Origin of the sequence: Collinsella sp. CLA-JM-H32B (genome assembly GCF_040098065.1) — a bacterium.
Classification (GTDB): Bacteria; Actinomycetota; Coriobacteriia; order Coriobacteriales; family Coriobacteriaceae; genus Collinsella.
In genome coordinates this window covers 1-2,306 of the sequence record NZ_JBBNNA010000027.1, presented here as the reverse complement: position 1 = coordinate 2,306, position 2,306 = coordinate 1, and the positions used below count along the sequence as shown (strand labels likewise).

Sequence of the window (2,306 nt, the reverse complement as noted above, 5' to 3'; positions counted from 1 at the left end):
CCCGGATGCGACACATCTGGTGTGTCCATCCTCGCAGTATCCGGTTCTCAAGGTGCACGCCCCGCGGTCCATCCGGTTCGACCGGGCCGCGCGGCAAGGAGATATATTGCCAGACCGGAGGGCCCCCGCGGGCGGGAATCTGGGCGTACACATTTCCTACACATATAAGTACTCTCGGCTGGCTGGTTAAAAATAGGAGGGGACCTCGCATCCGAGATCCCCTCTTTCGCCCATCTATAGCAATAGACTCTTAAATACCTTATGCCAGCAGCTTGCGACCGGACTCCTCGATCGCGTCAAGTGCTGCATCTGCCTCGGCGGCATCCGCGCCCTTAGCGAAGATATACAGCTTGATCTTGGGCTCGGTGCCGGAAGGACGAACAATACCCTTGTTGCCACCCTCAAGATCGAACTCAATGACGTTAGCCTTCGGCAGGCCGTTCACGCAGGTGTTGTAATCCACGACGGCCTCAATCTTGGAACCGGCGAGCTCCGCGGGCGGGTTCTCGCGCAGACCGGCCATGATGCCGGCCATCTTTGCCGCACCCTCAGCGCCCGGATAGCTCAGCGAAATCGTCTTATTGTGATAGTAGCCATACTTCTCGTACAGCTCGTGCATCGCATCTGCAAGGTTCTTGCCCTGGAGCTTGTAATACTGTGCCATCTGGCAAATCAGAAGCGAAGTGCTCACGGCGTCCTTGTCGCGCACGTGGTCGCCGGCCAGATAGCCGTAGCTCTCCTCGAAACCGAAGATAAAGCGATCGACCTCGCCAGCATCGGAAAGCGAGGTAATGATGTCGCCGATGTACTTGAAGCCCGTCAGGCAGCGGCGGAGCTCAAAACCGTACTCGTCGGCCAGAGCGTCAACCATGGCGGAAGAAACGATAGTAGTGACAGCAACCTTCTTAGTGAGGTCCTCACCGCGAGCAGCGCGGGTCTTGCAGATATAGTCGAGCAGCAGAACGCCCATCTCATTGCCGGTCAGCAGCAGATAGTCATCGCCATTCTTAACGGCAACGCCGACGCGATCGGCGTCAGGATCGGTTGCAAGCAGCAGATCAGGGTGAACCTGCTCGCACAGGTCAATGCCCTTCTGCATGGCCTGACGAATCTCGGGGTTAGGATACGGGCAGGTCGGGAAATCGCCGTTAGGCTCCTTCTGCTCGGGAACAACCGTGACATCGGTGATGCCAGCGCGCTCGAGCACCGTCGTGACGGGAATGAGGCCGGTGCCGTTGAGCGGAGTGTAGACGAGCTTAAGCGGAGCGCCAGCGATCTCCTCGGCAGAAAGGTTGGTCACGCCGCGGGCGAGAACGGCGTCATAATAACGCTCGAGGCACGAGTCGTCGATCCATTTAACCAGACCCTGCGCAAGAGCCTCATCAAAGTCCATCGACTTCACGCCGGTAAACGTATCGGTCTCGGCGATAGCCTTAGAAATTGCATCGGCGGCCTCACTGGTAATCTGGCAGCCGTCGGGTCCATAGGCCTTATAGCCGTTATAAGGCGACGGATTATGACTAGCGGTCATGCAGATGCCACCGGAGCACTTAAGGTCGCGGACGGCCCAAGAGAGCGTCGGCACAGGAGAAATCTTAGGATACACGAGAGCCGTCACGCCGTTTGCCGCAAGAATGGCAGCCGTCGTCTTAACGAACAGTTCACCCTTATTGCGGCTATCGCGAGCGATGGCAACCGTCGGATGCTCGAAGGTCGCATTGAGATAGTCAGCAAAACCCTGCGTCGCGCGACCGACCGTATAGATATTCATACGGTTAGTGCCTGCACCAATAGTGCCACGTAGACCGGCGGTACCGAAGGCGAGATCTTGGAAGAAAGCGTCGGTGATGGCGTCTTCGTCACCCTGCTCCTTCATCGTGTTGAGCTCAGCGAGGAGCTCCTCGTCCTTGACATTGGCAATCCAAGTATCAAGCAGCTCATGAACATCTGCCATGTGAGTCCTTCCGTCACAATCAATAAAACAACCCGTGTAAAACAGGACAAGCGCATCAGCGCGCTAAAGCAAATATTAGTCCATTGAGAACAGAGAACCGGCCACAGAACGGTGAACGTTTATATTCACCGGTGGATGATTGGATTGATTTAATTGTTTAGTGAATGCCGCCTTTAACGCAAAAAAGGGGAGGCCGCGAGGCCTCCCCCTTCTTCAGTCTGGATGACGGCTCGGTGCCGTCCACCGGTCAGCGGCGCCCTGGCCTCCCACGGGCTGACCCCGCAGTACTCTCGGCGCGATGGGGCTTAGCTTCCGGGTTCGGAACGGGACCGGGCGTGCCCCCCATGCTCTG

1 protein-coding gene and 1 rRNA gene are annotated in these 2,306 nt (G+C 57.3%); both read right to left on the bottom strand.

Annotated elements, in window-relative coordinates:
* Positions 1-259: 259 nt before the first annotated feature.
* Positions 260-1,954: a phospho-sugar mutase gene (locus AAA138_RS09760; RefSeq protein WP_349090660.1), complete on the bottom strand. Its 1,695-nt coding sequence runs from the start codon at positions 1,952-1,954 to the stop codon at positions 260-262.
* 245 nt (positions 1,955-2,199) lie between these two features.
* Positions 2,200-2,306 (bottom strand): 5S ribosomal RNA (gene rrf, locus AAA138_RS09755); the annotation flags it as partial.